Origin of the sequence: Hydrogenophaga sp., from assembly GCF_028698005.1 — a bacterium.
In the GTDB taxonomy this organism is placed as follows: Bacteria; Pseudomonadota; Gammaproteobacteria; order Burkholderiales; family Burkholderiaceae_C; genus Hydrogenophaga.
Genome location: NZ_JAQVEJ010000065.1, coordinates 1 through 14,975, shown reverse-complemented (window position 1 = coordinate 14,975; position 14,975 = coordinate 1). Strand labels below are relative to the sequence as shown.

The 14,975-nt window shown below is 66.6% G+C and carries 15 protein-coding genes; 2 read left to right on the top strand and 13 right to left on the bottom strand.

The genetic code is table 11. The annotated features are described in order from the left end of the window. From PHQ87_RS08450 to atzF, 13 genes are all read right to left on the bottom strand, one after another. The coding region (locus PHQ87_RS08450; RefSeq protein WP_300233001.1) for an ATP-binding cassette domain-containing protein at positions 1 to 1,099 on the bottom strand (1,099 nt) is incomplete at its 3' end. Further along, positions 1,096 to 1,785, bottom strand: a complete 690-nt coding sequence (locus PHQ87_RS08445) for an isochorismatase family cysteine hydrolase (protein WP_300232999.1) — start codon at positions 1,783 to 1,785, stop codon at positions 1,096 to 1,098. The genes PHQ87_RS08445 and PHQ87_RS08450, both read right to left, overlap by 4 nt. Positions 1,786 to 1,788: 3 nt before the next feature. Continuing rightward, positions 1,789 to 2,832, bottom strand: coding sequence for a formamidase (locus PHQ87_RS08440; RefSeq protein WP_300232997.1), 1,044 nt, complete (start codon positions 2,830 to 2,832; stop codon positions 1,789 to 1,791). A gap of 10 nt (positions 2,833 to 2,842) precedes the next feature. Continuing rightward, positions 2,843 to 3,763, bottom strand: coding sequence for an ABC transporter permease (locus tag PHQ87_RS08435; RefSeq protein ID WP_300232996.1), 921 nt, complete (start codon positions 3,761 to 3,763; stop codon positions 2,843 to 2,845). Next, on the bottom strand, positions 3,760 to 4,830 hold the full coding sequence (locus PHQ87_RS08430; RefSeq protein WP_300232994.1) for an ABC transporter permease: 1,071 nt from the start codon (positions 4,828 to 4,830) through the stop codon (positions 3,760 to 3,762). The genes PHQ87_RS08435 and PHQ87_RS08430 overlap by 4 nt, the downstream gene beginning before the upstream one ends. 13 nt (positions 4,831 to 4,843) lie before the next feature. Next, on the bottom strand, positions 4,844 to 5,950 hold the full coding sequence (locus PHQ87_RS08425; protein ID WP_300232992.1) for a BMP family ABC transporter substrate-binding protein: 1,107 nt from the start codon (positions 5,948 to 5,950) through the stop codon (positions 4,844 to 4,846). Between the two features lie 47 nt (positions 5,951 to 5,997). Then, positions 5,998 to 6,372 carry an oxalurate catabolism protein HpxZ gene (gene hpxZ, locus PHQ87_RS08420; RefSeq protein ID WP_300232990.1) on the bottom strand — a complete coding sequence of 125 codons (375 nt, stop codon included), beginning with the start codon at positions 6,370 to 6,372 and terminating at the stop codon, positions 5,998 to 6,000. Next, the gene (locus PHQ87_RS08415; protein ID WP_300232988.1) at positions 6,369 to 7,772 is read right to left on the bottom strand and encodes an AtzE family amidohydrolase; all 1,404 of its coding nucleotides are present in this window, start codon (positions 7,770 to 7,772) and stop codon (positions 6,369 to 6,371) included. Before PHQ87_RS08415 ends, hpxZ begins: the two co-directional genes overlap by 4 nt. 8 nt (positions 7,773 to 7,780) lie before the next feature. Beyond that, complete coding sequence (locus tag PHQ87_RS08410; protein ID WP_300232986.1) at positions 7,781 to 7,984, bottom strand: DUF4089 domain-containing protein; 204 nt, start codon at positions 7,982 to 7,984, stop codon at positions 7,781 to 7,783. Beyond that, entirely contained in the window at positions 7,981 to 8,802 is an 822-nt protein-coding gene (locus PHQ87_RS08405) for an ABC transporter ATP-binding protein (protein ID WP_300232984.1), read from the bottom strand. The genes PHQ87_RS08410 and PHQ87_RS08405 overlap by 4 nt, the downstream gene beginning before the upstream one ends. After that, entirely contained in the window at positions 8,799 to 9,614 is an 816-nt protein-coding gene (locus PHQ87_RS08400) for an ABC transporter permease (protein ID WP_300232983.1), read from the bottom strand. Before PHQ87_RS08400 ends, PHQ87_RS08405 begins: the two co-directional genes overlap by 4 nt. 5 nt (positions 9,615 to 9,619) lie before the next feature. Further along, positions 9,620 to 10,633, bottom strand: a complete 1,014-nt coding sequence (locus PHQ87_RS08395) for an ABC transporter substrate-binding protein (protein WP_300232982.1) — start codon at positions 10,631 to 10,633, stop codon at positions 9,620 to 9,622. Positions 10,634 to 10,679: 46 nt separating this feature from the next. Next, positions 10,680 to 12,377, bottom strand: a complete 1,698-nt coding sequence (atzF, locus tag PHQ87_RS08390) for an allophanate hydrolase (RefSeq protein WP_300232980.1) — start codon at positions 12,375 to 12,377, stop codon at positions 10,680 to 10,682. Between the two features lie 471 nt (positions 12,378 to 12,848). On the opposite strand from atzF, the gene PHQ87_RS08385 reads away from it, so the two are divergent. Next, a complete protein-coding gene (locus tag PHQ87_RS08385; protein WP_300232979.1) occupies positions 12,849 to 13,049 on the top strand; it encodes a hypothetical protein in 201 nt (66 codons plus the stop codon). Positions 13,050 to 13,361: 312 nt separating this feature from the next. After that, positions 13,362 to 14,975: hypothetical protein (locus PHQ87_RS08380; protein WP_300232977.1), on the top strand; the 1,614-nt coding region annotated here is incomplete at its 3' end.

The window sequence follows — 14,975 nt, the reverse complement described above, 5'->3', positions numbered from 1 at the left end:
CGTTGCGCAGCGGCTCTTCGGGCAGGCTGAGCACCTTCAGGCGGTGGTTCTCCTCGCGCCGGGCGGCGTAGGGCTGGCCCTGCACCGCCACCGTGCCGGCCGAGCGCGGCCGCTGCCCCACCAGGGCCTCCACCAGCTCGCGCTGGCCGTTGCCCGACACGCCGGCCACGCCCAGGATTTCTCCGCGGGCCACGGCCAGGCTCAGGTCCTGCACGGCCAGCGTGCCGCGGTCGCCCATCACCCGCAGGCCATCAACCGCCAGCGACACCTCTGCGCCGGCCGGGGCCTCGTCCTGGACCGCAGCGGCGGCGACCGCGGTGGGTTCCGCGCCCTCCGCCGCGCCACCCACCATGGCCTGCGCCAGCAGCGCCGGCGTGGTGTCCGCCACGGCGCAGTGGTGCACCGCCTGACCGCGGCGCAGCACAGTCACGTCGTCGGCGTAGGCCATCACCTCGCGGAACTTGTGCGTGATGATCAGCACCGTGCACTGCCCGCTGCGCGCGAATTCGCGCACATGGCCCAGCACCTCGTCGGCCTCCTGCGGCGTGAGCACCGAGGTGGGCTCGTCCAGGATCAGCAGGCGCGGCTTCAGGTAGAGCTGCTTGAGCAGTTCCAGCTTCTGCTTTTCCCCGGCTGCCAGCTCCTGCGGGCGCGCGTCCAGGTCGAGCTGGAACGGCGTGGTCTTGAGGAACTGCGCCAGGTCGACGCGCTGGCGCTTCCAGTCGATGACGCCCGGCGTCTGGCCACCGGCCAGCAGCAGGTTCTCGGCCACCGTCATGCCCGGCGCCAGCGTGAAGTGCTGGTAGACCATGCCGATGCCCAGCGCGCGCGCCACCACCGGGTTGGGAATGGACTGTTCGCGCCCGTCGATCAGGATGCTGCCGCTGGTGGGCCGCTGGAAGCCCGCCACGCACTTCACCAGCGTGCTCTTGCCGGCGCCGTTTTCACCCAGCAGGGCGTGCACCGTGCCCGGCGCGACCTTCATGTTCACGCCCTGCAGCGCCTGGAAACTGCCGAAGCGCATGCCCATGTCGTAGGTGTCCAGTGCCAGCGCACCGGTGCCGGGCGGCAGACCGCCGATGGGGGCGTTGTCGTTCATGTCAAAGCGTCCAGTACAGCGGTTGAAGGAGCGTGCGCGCCGAACACCCCGCCCTGCATGGTGATCATCTTCAGCGCGGCCTCGTGGTTGCCGCGGTCGGTGGCGGCGGTGCAGTCCGACAGCAGCAGGCACTCGAAGCCCCGGTCGTTGGCGTCGCGCATGGTGGTGTGCACGCAGACGTCGGTGGTGATGCCGGCGAGCAGGAGGTTGCTGATGCCGCGCGTGCGCAGCAGCAGTTCGAGGTCGGTGGCGTAGAACGACCCTTTGCCCGGCTTGTCGATCACCACCTCGCCCGGCAGCGGCGCGAGTTCAGGAATGATCTCCCAGCCCGGCTCGCCGCGCACCAGGATGCGCCCGCAGGGCCCGTCGTCGCCGATGCCCACGCCGTTGGTGCCAATCTGGCGCGAGCGCCAGCGTTTGTTGGCCGGCAGGTCCGAGAGGTCGGGCCGGTGGCCTTCGCGGGTGTGCATGACCGTGTAGCCGGCCCCGCGCATGGCGGCCATCAGCGTCTGCAGCGGCGCGATGGGCGCGCGCGTGAGCGAGATGTCGTAGCCCATCTGGTCCACATAGCCACCGATGCCGCAGAAGTCGGTCTGCATGTCGATCACGATCAGCGCCGTGTTCTCGGGCCGCAGGTCGCCGTTGTAGGGCCAGGCGTAGGGGTTGGCGTCGATGAAGCGTTCCATGGTTCAGGCGACTTTCTTGAAGGGCAGCACGGCGGCGTCGGGCACCAGGGGATGGGCCTCGGGACCTTTGTACTGGCGCGTCGGGGCATCGAACCCGCAAGGCGTGCCGTCGGTCACGTCCACCCTCCAGGGCAGCTGGTAGGTGCCGGCAGCCATGTCGTGCATGTAGGTGTAGGGGCAGTCCTGCGCCCCGCCCTTCACCGCCACATAACCCCGGTGGTAGAGCTGGTAGATGTTGTTTTCCACGCCCCAGCCCTGGCGCGCCTCGCGCACCAGGTCGGGCCGCAGTTCGGCGGTGATGATCTCGTCCACCCGCCCGCCGCCCTCGGCGATCACGGTGCCATCGAAGCTGCAGAACATGCCCTCGCCCATGGAGTCGAACGTGCCGTCGCTGCCGCACAGGCAGACGCTGGCGGTGATGGCCAGGTTCTGGAAGGCGTTGGACTGGTTGGTGATCTTCCAGGCGTGGCGGATGGGCGCGGTGTAGCCGGCGGTGCGCAGGATGATCTCCGCGCCCTTGTAGGCCGCCTCGCGCGCCATCTCGGGGAACATGCCGTCGTGGCAGATGATGAGCGAGAGCTTGCTGCCGTTGGGCCCATCGCACACCGGCACGCCCAGGTTGCCGGGTTCCCAGGGTTCCACCGGCACCCAGGGGTGCAGCTTGCGGTAGTAGAGCCGGATGGTGCCGGTGTCGTCGATGATGAGGCCGCTGTTGTAGGGGTTGCCGCCGGGGTTGGCCTCCATGATGGAGAAGCAGCCCCAGATGCGGTGGTCCACGCAGGCCTGTTTGAAGGCCGCGACCTCCGGGCCGTCCAGCGACACCATGAGCTCGGGCGCCGTGCTCATCGAGAGGCCGTGCAACGCGTACTCGGGGAACACCACCAGGTCCATGGTGCCCTGGTTGCGCCGCGCCTTGCCCACCAGTTCGCAGATGCGCTGCGTCTGCGCCGCCAGTTGCGCGGGCGTTTCCACCACCGGCAGCTGCAGCTGCACCAGGCCCACGACCACGCCGTGCTTCGATTTGTTGAGACCGCCGAGTCCGCTCATGGTGTTTCTCCTAGCGTGTTGAAGACAGCTCGCCCGGGCTGCCCGGCACCACCACACCGGGGCGGCAGGTGATGACCAAAATCAGCAGCGTGAGCACGTACGGAACGATGTTGAAGAGGTGGTAGCCCCAGCCGATGCCGACCGACTGCAGCGCCGGGCCGATGGCCCCCGCGCCACCGAACAGCAACGCCGAACCCACACAGCGCAGCGGGCTCCAGCGCGCGAAGATCACCAGCGCCACGGCGATCAGGCCCTGGCCGCTGGAGATGCCCTCGTTCCAGCTGCCGGGGTAGAACAGCGTGAGCGAGGCGCCCCCCAGCCCGGCGATAAAGCCGCCCGCCGCGGTGGCGGCGATGCGGATGCCCGAGACCGAGTAGCCCAGCGCGCGCGTGGCATTGGCGGAATCACCCGCCAGGCGCACCAGCAGGCCCAGGCGCGTGTTCGCAAACGCCCACCACAACAGGACGGCCATGAGCATACCGAGCGGCAACAAGGCGTTGACCTCCAACGCCGAGCGCACCGCGGGCGAGTCGCTCCAGCCGCCCAACGACAGTGCAGGCAGCTGTGGCGCCTGCGGCTGGATCAGCGGCTTGCCCAGATAAAAGGCCAGGCCCATGCCGAGCAGCATGAGCGCGATGCCGGTGGCGACGTCGTTGACGCGCGGCAGCGAACACAGCAGGCCGTGCAGCGTGGCCAGCAGCGCACCGGCCACAGCCCCGGCCAGCACGCCCAGCCAGGGCGATCCGCTGAGGTACGAGGCACCGAAGGCCGTCATGGCCGAGAGCACCAGCACGCCTTCGAGGCCCAGGTTGATGCGACCCGACTTCTCGGTCAGGCACTCGCCCAGGCTCACGAACAGAAAGGGCACGCCCACACGCAACGCGCCGCCGACAATGCCGGAGAGGAAGATGATCAGTTGATCCGCGGTCATGCCTTCTCTCCTTGTGGCGCCGGCCCATCCGACGGGACACGGGTGAGCTTCGCGAACCAGGCCTTCCAGTCGGTGTCGCGCAGCGCTTCGCTGGCCAGGATCAGCACGAAGGCGATGCCCTGCAGCAACAACACCGACGCATCAGGCAGGCCCAGGCGGCGCTGCAGCAGGCTGCCGGCGGCACCGAAACCACCGAACAGGATGGCCACCGGGATCACCGCCAGCGGGTGGTGCCGCGCCATGAACGAGACCAGGATGCCGGCGTAGCCGTAACCCGCGATCAGCGCGGCGTTGGCGCTGGTGTGCACGGCGGCCACTTCAATGGCCCCGGCCAGCCCGGCGGCCGCGCCGCCGAGCGCGCAGGCCAGCACCACCAGCCGCGTGGCGGGCAGACCAACCAGCTGCGCCGCTCGCGGGTTGCCGCCAACCACCCGCACCGCAAAACCCGAAGGTGTCAGGCGCAGCCACAGCCCCGCCACCACGCACACCACCACCCCGATCACCAGGCCCCAGTGCACGTCGGAGCCGGCGATGGTGCCGATCAGCAGCCCCTCGTCGAGCGCGGGCGTGGACGGTTTGTTCAGGCTGGCCGGGTCGCGCAGCGGTCCTTCCACGAGGTGCTTGAACAGGCCGATGGCCACGTAGGCCAGCAGCAGGCTGCTGATGGTCTCGTTGATGCCGCGGTACTGGCGCAGCCAGCCCGCGAGCGCCACCCACAGCCCGCCGGCCAGCGCCCCGGCCATGCAGATCGCCACCGTGCCCGGCAGACTGGACGGCAGCGGCACCGCGTGCGCCAGCGCCGCGCAGGCCAGGCCGCCCAGCACCAGCGCGCCCTCGCCGCCGATCACCACCAGGCCGGCGCGCGCCGGAATCGCCACGCACAACGCGGCCAACATCAGCGGCGCGGCACGCTGCAGCGTGTTCTGCCACGAGTACCAGTCGCCGAATGCCCCCTTGAACAGCAGCACCCAGACCTCGACCGGGCTCACCCCCGCAAACGAGACGATGAAGCCGAACAACAGCAGGGCCACGGCGATGGCGCCGACGGGAAGGAGAACGTTGCGCATGGCCACGGAGCCTTCAGACGGAGCCGATCACGCCTTCGACCAAGTAGTTCATCTTCTCCAGCTCCAGGTCGGTCTGCTTGAACGCCTTGCCGGCCGGGATGATGGTGGCGCCCTTGTTGTCCTTGAGCGGGCCCTTGAAGATGTCGAAGCTGCCGGCCATCATCTGCGCCTTCACGCCGTCGGCCTGCTTTTTGGCCGCGTCGGTGACCGCGGGGCCGTAGGCCGACATCTTCACGAAGCCGTCCTTCAGCCCGCCGCGCACGAAGTTGGGGTGCGGCTTGCCGCTGCGCGCCGCCTCGATGAAGGTGGTGTAGGCGGTCAGCCAGTTCCACTCGGCGCCCGTGAGGTAGGCCTGGGGCGCGAGCTTGGCCTGGCTGGCGTGGTAGCCGCAGACCATCTTGCCCCGCTTGGCCGCGGTCTCCACGATCACCTTGGGACCGTCCACGTGCATGGTGAACACGTCCACGCCCTGGTCGGCCAGGCTGTTGGTGGCCTCGGCCTCCTTGACCGGCATCGACCAGTCGCCGGTGAAGATCACGCTGCAGGTGATCTTCGGGTCGACCGAGCGCGCGCCCATGGTGAAGGCGTTGATGTTGCGCAGCACCTGAGGAATCGGCTTGGCGGCGATGAAGCCGATCTTCTTGCTCTTGCTCATGTGCCCGGCGATGACACCGTTGAGGTACTGGCACTCGTCGATGTAGCCGAAGAAGCTGGCCGTGTTCTTCGGGTGCTTGCCTTCGGTCCACATGCCGCCGCAGTGGGCGAAGCGCACATCGGGGTACTTGGCGGCCACCGCCAGCATGTGCGGGTCGAAGTAGCCGAAGGACGTAGGGAAGACCAGGCTCGCCCCGTCCTGCGCGATCATGCCGGTCATGGTGCGCTGCACGGCCGCGGTCTCGGGCACGTTCTCCTCCTCCACCACCTTCACACCCGGCATCTTCTTGAGCATGGCCGCGGCTTCGGCCTGGGCCTGGTTGTAGCCGTAGTCGTCGCGCGGGCCCACGTAGATCACGCCCACGGTGATGGGCTTCTGTGCGAAGGCAAAGGGGCTGCTGGCCGCCGCGCCGAGCGCGGCCAGGGTCTTGATCGAATCGCGGCGATTGGAGATGAAGTGGCTCATGGAAAGGCTCCTGGTGGGGTGGTGGGAGTGGGTGAGGAACAAAAAAGTCAGGCCAGCAGGCTCACGTGGGCAGACACCACGCGCCAGCCCTCGGGCGTGCGCATCCAGGTCTGGCTCTGGCGACCGGTGCGGTCGCTGCCGGCGCGGAAGAACTCGGTGTTGGCGGTGGCGAAGTCGCGGCCGTAGGTGGTGATGACGGTCTTGCCCAGCGTGCGCGCCAGCCCGGCCGAGGGACGGCCAGCGCGGAATTCGCGGATGGCGTCGTAGCCGTACAGGTTTTCGGTGGCGCCATAGCGCAGCGTGTGCGGGCTGTTCCAGAACAGCTCGTCGAGCACGGCCACGTCGTTGCCCACCAGGGCGGTTTCGTAGCGCTCGAAGACGGCCGTCACTTCGGCCAACACATCAGGCTCATTGATGATCACAGGGAGATCTCCTTCACTTGGGCCACGCCCGACTGCGCCAGCGCCCAGCCGGCGCGCAGCGCCAGGTCTTCGCGCCAGGGCGCGGCAATCAGTTGCACGCCAATCGGCAGGCCGCCGGTACCGCCGGGCCACAGGGGCGCTGTCACCACCGGGCAGCCGGAGAACGACACCGGTTGCGTGAGCAGCCCGATGGAGGGCCGACACGGCAGGCGCTGGCCGTTGATGTAGACCCACTCGCTGCCGATGGCCGGCGCGGCCAACGGCGTGGCGGGCGCGATCAGCACGTCCCAGTCGCGGAACAGGGCATTGACCTGGTCGCGGTAGCGGCGGCGGAAGCGCTGGGCGCGCACGTACCAAGCCGCCGGTTGCAGCGCACCCGCGATGAGGCGGTCCACCGACAGCGGCTCGTGGTCTTCCGCCCGCGTGCGCAGGCTGTCCATGTGCAGCTGCCCGCCTTCGCTGGCGGTGACGATGAAGGCCGCGGCACGCGCAGCGGCGGCGTCGGGCCATTCGACACCGCGTTGCACGGCGGTGTGAGCGCCCAGCGCGTCGGCCGCCAGGGCCACTGCTTCGCGCGCCGCGGGCGTGGCCATCGCTTCGAAGTAGCCCCCGAGCACGCCCATGCGCAGGCCCTCCACGCCCTGGGCAAGCGAGCCGGTGGTGGGCTCCAACGCGGTCGCGAAGCAGCCCGGGTCCAGCGGGTCGGGGCCCTGCAGCGCGTCGTAGGCCAGGGCCAGGCCCGGCAGGTCGTCGGCGAAGGGGCCGAGGTGGTCGATGCTGTGCACGAAGGGGAAGCTGCCGCGCCGCGAGAGCCGCCCGAAGGTGGGCTTGAGGCCCCAGATGCCGCAGAACGACGAAGGCACGCGGATCGAGCCGTTGGTGTCCGACCCCAGCGTCAGCGGCACCTGGCCCGCGGCCACCGCCGCGCCCGAACCGCCCGAAGACCCGCCGGCCGTGCAGTCCAGGTTGTGCGGGTTGCGCGTCGGGCCGTAGTGGGTGTTTTCGGTGGTGAAGCCGTAGGCGAACTCGTCCATGTTGAGCGAGCCCACCAGCACCGCGCCCGCGGCCTGCAGGCGCTGCACCAGCACCGCGTCGTCGGTCGCGGGCGGGCGGGACCGGTTCACCTTGGATCCGGCCAGCGTCACCTCGCCGGCGATGTCGAACAGGTTCTTCACCGCGAACGGCACACCGGCCAGCGGCCCCAGGGCTTCGCCGCGCGCGCGCCGGGCGTCCACCTGCGCCGCCTGGGCACGGGCGGCGTCGAAGCGCGTGCCGGTGAAGGCGTTGATACGGTCCTCCGTGGCCTCGATGCGGGAGATGCAGGCCTCCAGCACCTCGGCGGCGCTGCGCTCGCCGCTGGCGATGGCCTGCACGGTTTGAGAAAGTGAAAGCGTGGGCATGGCGCGGCTCAACGGGGCGAGTCAAAAGGCGCCGGGCAGAACAGCTCGGCCGGCTCGTCGTGCGGGGTCAGCGGGATGTCTTCCAGCGTGGCCGCGAGACCGGCCGTGCGCTGCAGGTGCACCGCCACGCGCGCGATCTGCGCCTCGTCCAGCGGCAGGCCCACCACCACGGCGACGGCCTTCACATAGGCCAGGGTCTGCTCGTCGGTCATCGCCGCACCTCGCGCTGAAAAATCTCCAGGCTGCGCTTCTTGGCGCTGACGAAGCTGGGTTCGGACAGCGTGGCCGTGGTGCGCGGGCGCGGGTCGTCGTAGGGCAGGATCTCGGCCACTTTCGTCGGCCGCTTGGTCAGCAGCAGCACCTGGTCGGCCAGGTACACGGCCTCTTCCAGATCGTGCGAGACCAGCATCATGGTGGTGCCGGTCTGCATGAAGACCTCCTGCAGCTTTTCGCGGATGAACAGCGTCATCTCGAAGTCCAGCGCCGAGAAGGGTTCGTCGAGGAACAGCACCTCCGGGTTGGGCGCCAGCGCGCGCATGATCGACGCCGTCTGCTGCTGTCCGCCCGAGAGCTCATAGGGGTAGCGGTTGAGGTCGAACTTCACGTCGAACGAGGCCACCAGCTCGGCCATGCGGCGGTCCACCTCGGCCTTGCTCTTGCCTTCGAGCTTGAGCGGGTAAGCGATGTTGTCGATGGTGCGCATCCACGGGAACATCGCCTCGCGGTAGTTCTGGAACACGTAGCCGATCTTGGTGTCCTTGAGCGATTTGCCGTCGAACAGGATCTCGCCGCTGTCGATGGGGATGAGCCCCGCGATCATGTTGATCAGCGTGCTCTTGCCGCAGCCGTTGGGGCCGAACACCGAAACGATCTTGTGCTTCGGAATGTCCAGGTCGAAGTTCTCGTACAGCGGCCAGCCGGCGAAGTACTTGGTGAGGCCGCGGATGGTGATGTGCGTGCCCGCCGGCCCGGGCCTGAATTCGGGCACTGGCACGTCGGCGAACACGGGGGCATTCAGAACAGTGGTCATCGGCCGCTCCAGTGAACGATCTTTCGTTCGATGAGAAGGAACAACACGTTCAGCGCATACCCCAGCGCACCAGCCGCGAGGATGGACGCGTACATGTCCTTCACGTTCATCACCTGCTGCGAGTTGATGATGCGGTTGCCCAGCCCGCTGTCGGCACCGATGAACATCTCGGCCACGATCACGATCACCAGCGCCATGGACACGGCCGAGCGCAGGCCGACGAAACTGGGCTGCAGGCTTTCCCAGATCAGCACGTCCTTGAACACCTGCCAGCGCGTGGCGCCCATCACCTTGGCCGCCATCACGCGCTGCTTGCGCGCGTTGATGACGCCGTAGGCACTGTTGAACACCACGATCAGCAGCGCGCCGAAAGCGGCGATGGCGACCTTGTTGATGTCGCTCACGCCGAAGATCATGAGGAACAGCGGGATCAGCGCCGACGAAGGAGTGGAGCGGAAGAAGTCGATCAGGAACTCCACGCTGCCGTAGGCCTTCTCGTTGCTGCCCAGCAGCACGCCCAGCGGCATGCCGAGCACGGCAGCGATCAGGAAGGCCTGCACCGTGCGCCACACCGTGACCAGGAAGTCCGTCATCAGCGGGCCACCGGCCAGGCCACCGATCAGCGCGCCCAGCGCGTCGATGGGCGGCGGCAGCAGGATGGGCTTGATGAAGCCCAGCCGCACCACCAGGTCCCAGATGATGAACAGCACCACCGGGCCCACGAACGGCAGGGCCTTGCCCCAGTCGGCCTTCTTCGGTGGCGTGGGCGCGCCGGCCGAGGCCGGCGGACTCCAGGGCTTGGTCGCTTCCATCGCGCTCAACCCTTGTAGAGCATGGAGTCGACCATCAGCCGCTTGGAGAAGATCCCCTTCTCAGCGAACAGGTCGAAGAACTTCTGGAAGTGCGCCACGTCGGCTGGCGTGAACTCGTTGTACATGGTGTAAGCGGCCAGCGGCACTTCGCCGGTGAGCGCGCCTTCGATGGCGGTGTAGCCCTTGAGGTACTGGCGCGCCTCCACCGACTTGCTGCGCACATAAGCCACGCCCTTGCCGTAGGCGGCGACGAATTTCTTCGCGGCCTCCGGGTTCTTCTGGATGAACTCCGAGGACAGCGAGGCCGAGCCGCCAAACCACGGTGCCATCGGGTCGCCCAGCACGTACTTCGCGATCACGCCGGCTTCGAGCACCTTGGTGGTGCCGTTCATGCGGCCGATGGTGCCCGTGGGTTCGAGCGTGTAGGCACCGTCGATCTGGCCCGCCGCGAGCGCGGCCACGTGCTGGCCGATGGGCAGCTCGACCACGGTGGCACCGGTCGCGCCGCCGCGCTCCAGCACGGTCTTGGCCAGGGTCACGTTCTGGATGCCGGGGCCCGAGCCGATGCGCTTGCCCTTGAGGTCGGCCATCACCTTGGCCGGGCTGGCCGCGGGCACGATCACCTCGTCGAGCACGTTCTTCACGTTGCTCGGGTTGGAGCAGAAGATCTTGAAGGTGCCGGGCTGGGCGATCTCGCCGATGGCGATGTTGGCCGAACCCGTGCCGTTGGCGGTGCCGTCGGCGCGGCCCGAGAGCACGGCCTCCATCACCTGCTGGGCACCCGCGAACTTGAGCGGCTCCACGTCCAGCCCGGCTTCCTTGAAGTAGCCGAGTTCAATGGCCGAATAGAACGGCAGGCCGGCGGCAATCGGCCAGTAGCCGATGCGGATCTTGGGGCCGGTCTGCGCGCGCAACACGGCGGGCGCACCCAGCAGGCCCAGGGCGGCGCCAGCGGCACCGAGTTGCAGCAGCTGGCGGCGCTGGGGCGAGGCGGTGGGGGCGGCGGGTTGGTGTTTCATCGGAAGACTCCTGCGGGTTGAAAGATGACCGGTGGTTGGGTGGGGTTCAGGGGAAGGCCAGGCGGGCCGGCGCGGTGGAGGCCAGGTAGGCGCGCCAGCCGCCCAGGTGGGTGATGTCGGCCGCGCCCTGCAGCGCCAGCGGCTCGCAAAGAAAGCCCTGCACGCTGCTGCCGTCGGCCACCTGCAGGCTGCCGATGGACAGGGGCGCGGGCACCAGTGCGACAAAGCTGCCGTATTCGGAGAGCGGCATCTCCCAGACCTCGATCTCGATGCGCCCGCCCTCCCCCGGCGCCACGCGCAGCAGGCCGGGTTTGGGCGGCGTGGTGTCGGGCAGCGCGTAAAGGCGGTAGACGGGCGCGGTGTGGGTGCGGCTGATCAGGGTCGCGCCGCGTTCGGTGAGCTGACCGTTGAGCGGCATGCCGGAGAGGTGGGCCCCGACCACGGCCACTTGCACGCGCGGCGGAGAGGCGAGGGTCAGGCCCGCGATGGGTTGGGGCTCGGGCAAAGGCAGGCCGGTGGCACCCTGGGTCAGGCCGGTGGCGTGGTGGTAGCGCTGGCCCAGTTCGGCGAGCTGCCAGTCGCTGCCGCAACGGCCGATCAGCGTGATGCCGAACGGCAGGCCGTCGGAGCGAAAGCTGCTGGGCACCGACAGCGCGGCGTAGTCCAACAGGTTGACGAAGTTGGTGTAGGCACCAAGCTGCCGGTTCAACGCCACCGGGTCGGCCCGCATGCGTTCGATGGTGTGGTGCGTGGGCGCGGTCGGCACCACCATCAGGTCGATGCCGCGCCACAGCGGTGCGGCCTGCTGGGCCAGCGCCGCCAGGCGGGTCTGCGCCGCGACCAGGTCGGCCGCGCAGTAGGGGCGGCCGGCGCCAATGATGCTGCGCACCGGCTCCATCACCTCGGCCTCGTGGGCATCGAAGAACTCGCGGATGGCCTCGTAGCGCTGGGCCACCAGGGCGCTGCCGTAGAGCATGTCGGCGCAGGCCGAGAACACGCTGAAGTCGATGGGAACGGCCTCGCCGCCGAGGTCCTTCAGTCGCTGGATCGCCTCGTCAAATGCTGCGCGCGCGGCCTCATCGCCAAAGAACTCCAGTGAGGCCGGTATGCCAAAGCGAAAGCGCGCGCCGAAGGGCGTGCTGGCCAGTAGCACGGTGCGCGAGTAAGGATCCTCCGCGTCGTACCCCAGCGCCACAGCCAGCACCTGCGCGGCGCGGGCCACCGTTGTGGCGAAGATGGACACGCAGTCCACCGCCTGCGCGGCGGGCACCACGCCCTGGGCGCTGATGAGTCCGCGCGAGGGTTTCAGGCCCACGATGTTGTTCAGGCCGGCCGGCACGCGGCCCGAGCCTGCGGTGTCGGTGCCGAGCGCGAAGTCAACCTGGCCGGTGGCGACCACATAGGCCGATCCCGAGCTGGAGCCGCCGGACACATACAGGGGGTTGATCGCGTTGGGCACGGCGCCATAGGGCGAGCGAGTGCCGTTCAGTCCGCAGGCGAACTGATCCAGATTGGTCTTGCCGTGCAGCGATGCACCAGCGTCGAGCAGCTTTTGCACCACTGTGGCATGGGCGTGGGCGGTGTAGGCAAACGCAGGACAGGCGGCGGTGGTGGGCCAGCCGGCCACGTCGATATTGTCTTTGACCGCGAATTTCAGACCGCACAACGGCCCAACTTCCGTTGCCTGAACTGGCGTGGGCGGCTGGAAAAGCCAGAGAGTGGACTGGTTCAGGTCTTGCACCATTTTGATTCATCCCATCTTGGATACAAGGCGTGATGCAAGATGAATGCCAAGCGAATCCGATGCAACACCAGTCGAGCGACCCTTGAGGGTCATAGAGCGATCGTTTGAATCTTCTTTTGGCGAATGACCGGTTGGCCCCGATCACGAACGCCCAGACGCCACCATCGAATGTCCAGACCCAGCCTTCAACAGCCGCTCGGGCTCGCACCCCCGTTGTTCCCTCCTGGCCGATCGGCGCAGGCCAGGCGACGGTTCTGAGCGTCCGGTCAGTGACGGCCAGCTGCCGGACGACGATCCGTTGTCGCTTGTACTGCCGGTGGCCAACGGCGTTGCGTGAACTGGCGCGCCCGACCCCAAGCGGCTGTGCACCTCTTCAAATTCGACGCCCGCTTGCGGGCGTCGCGCTGCTCACTTGGCGGGCCGCCCCACCGGGTTCTCCACCCGAATAACGCTTACTGCCAATAAGAAACCATGCTGACCATCAATGCAGATGAGCACCGCCTGTTCAACCAGTTCCACAAGCCGCAGGACGAGAAGCGGATGGTGGTGATCCTGGCCGAGGATCAATACGACGACTGGTTGAACGCGCCAGCGGGAAAGTCGATGGACTTCATGCGGCAGTACCCCGCGGAAGAGCTGGTCGCGACCGGCAACCGTGGACTTGGGCTATAGCCCATAGCCTCTCACCCACAAAAAGCTACCCAACGGTCACGAATCTGCGATTGCTTCACCACCTGCCCAACGGTCGAAAACAGCCATCGGAAAACTTCACTGTCTACGGTGGGCTAGAAATGGGCTACGGATGGGCTAAAAGTGGGCTACAAACAAAAAACCCGCCTTGCGGCGGGTCTTAAGACGGTTATGAGGTTACGCACTTTATGAACGTATCTAACGTTGCTAAACGGCGTGAACATAGAGTAATCGTTGAAATTTAACACTATTTGGGGATAGACTGGGCACCAACATGAGCCCGATCGGCCCCAAATGTCCACATACGAAATCGACCACCAGGACCAAAATCCACCTGATGCAGAACTAGCAGCTCCGGAAAGTGTGACCGTTGGGCTACCGTCTCGGCTGTACACATTGATCGCCTGGGCACACCGCCACAGAGTTGTCCAACCCCTGATACAAATCATCGAGGCGGCTCACTGCGATCAGCATCCGATGTACATCGGCACAGTACTGGCCTACCTACGACAGCCGACCGTCATTCGTTGTCTGACTGCTTGGACGGCAGAGCGCCCCTACCTAAACGACATCAAAACGCTGCTGGACGCGTGTGCTGTCTCGCCAGAGGTCTTCCTACAGCACCCCCCCATGCCAAAACAGCAGGCAGCGGATCGCCAGCTCGACGGGTTGCTGGCTCGGCTCCCAGTGATCGCACTGCTCGCCCGCCCACCCGCTGAAGCATCAGAGGAGGAATCCTCTTGGTTGGAATCCGCACGGGCTTGGTGCTTCGTCCAACACCTCGAGTCGGTTTACAACGGGCGTGTAGCTGGCAAATATTTGTCGACAGTCACGGACAAGCTGCGGATTGCAATCGATCGTGACGCGGGCTGGCTGGAGCTGGTACTCAGATTGCGCGGACCTACCAACTCCATGTCCGGGCTTACCCAGGTTCTGAAGTCCAACGCCACCAGCCTACTGGAAGATCGCACAGGGAAATCCAGCATGCGACCGGCGCATCGTCAGTTCTTGACTGAACTTCGGGCCCACTGTTCCGGCAAAGAATCGCTGAGTACTGCGGATGAGTCACAAAGCCAGACCGGCTTGTTCTGGCGGCACATCAACACGACACACCAACAAAGTGGCATCCACCGGCTGATCCCGCAACACGCTCCAGAAATTGACCCGGAAGAAGGCACCGAGGGGCATTTGCTCGGCGACATGAACTTCGATGAGGCGGGTGAAGAGTCAGTCGTTTCAGTTGTTGACTTTGATGAGATCGATACACCCCCGGTCCAAGCAAGGAAATCCCAGGGTGTCCTTCTATCAACGGTGGAGGATCAGCAATTTCTCAGGTACTCCTGGAACCGACCCAATGCAAAAGAGGTCGCCGTCCTGGATCAATGGATCGAATCTGTCTGGACAACACCGGATCATCCAGACAGCTCTATTGCACTTGCATGCTGGTTGGCATTGAAAACCGCACACTCGATCCGGACTGTCACGACTCTTCAGATATCTGAGGAGATCACAGATGACTGGTGCCTGAACCCTCAAGACTGGTCGCTTGTGCGCCGCCCCCCCAAACGCTACAACGGATGGGCTGCAACCGGCAAGAAACAACAGTGGCTCAGGCCACGAGCGAACGGAATCCAGATCTGCCTTCCTGAGCCGGCAAGAAATCTGCTTGAGCAATTGGCGCTTGAAAAAGGTTTCCAGAATGGTGTCCTGGAAGATCTGCTCCCCCGCTCCCGTGAAATCGAAGCCCGCTTCAATGAGATTTGCAGTCAAACATCTGGCCTAGAGCGCCTGCTCAGCGGGATGCTTCGTCAACACCTTGCCCAGCAGATTTTCGAACATTCAACCGACGCGACCCTTACACAACTATTGGCCAGTCACCCGCGTTCAGGACTACCAGGTAACTGCGCG